The organism is Nocardiopsis halotolerans DSM 44410 (assembly GCF_000341065.1).
Taxonomy (GTDB): domain Bacteria; phylum Actinomycetota; class Actinomycetes; order Streptosporangiales; family Streptosporangiaceae; genus Nocardiopsis; species Nocardiopsis halotolerans.
This window is the reverse complement of sequence record NZ_ANAX01000422.1, coordinates 1-699: the sequence shown is the minus strand read 5'-3', so window position 1 is coordinate 699 and position 699 is coordinate 1. Positions and strand designations below refer to the sequence as shown.

Annotated in this window: 1 protein-coding gene and 1 pseudogene; both read left to right on the top strand. The window is 68.0% G+C overall.

The features are described 5' to 3' along the window. A pseudogene (locus tag D455_RS34045) lies at positions 1–130 on the top strand (ADP-forming succinate--CoA ligase subunit beta); the annotation flags it as partial. A gap of 15 nt (positions 131–145) precedes the next feature. Next, on the top strand, positions 146–699 hold a 554-nt coding region (locus D455_RS0128715; protein WP_017574090.1), incomplete at its 3' end, for a CoA-binding protein.

The window sequence follows — 699 nt, the reverse complement described above, 5'->3', positions numbered from 1 at the left end:
CGTGCGTTTGGACGGCAACAACGCCGAGCTGGGCCGGGAGATCCTCACCAAGCGCGCCCACCCGGCCGTGCGACAGGTCGACACGATGGACGGCGCCGCCGCTCAGGCCGCCGAACTCGCGGCGAAGTAGGGGACGGAACACATCATGGCTATCTTCCTCAACAAGGACAGCAAGGTCCTCGTCCAGGGCATGACGGGCTCGGAGGGCACCAAGCACACCCGGCGCATGCTCGCCTCGGGCACCACGATCGTGGGCGGGGTCAACCCGCGCAAGGCCGGGCAGAGCGTGGACTTCGACGGCACCGAGGTGCCGGTGTTCGGCAGCGTGGCCGAGGGCATGGCCGCCACGGGCGCGGACGTCACCGTGATCTTCGTTCCGCCGAGGTTCTCCAAGGCCGCGGTGTTCGAGGCCATCGACGCCGGGATCGGTCTGGCGGTGGTGATCACCGAGGGCATCCCGGTGCACGACACCGCGGCGTTCTGGGCGCACGCCCAGGCCAAGGGGAACAAGACGCGCATCATCGGTCCCAACTGTCCCGGGCTCATCACGCCGGGCCAGTCCAACGCGGGCATCATCCCGGCCGACATCACCAAGCCGGGCCGGATCGGGTTGGTGTCCAAGTCGGGGACGTTGACCTACCAGATGATGTACGAGTTGCGTGACATCGGGTTCTCCTCGGCGGTGGGTATTGGTGGGGA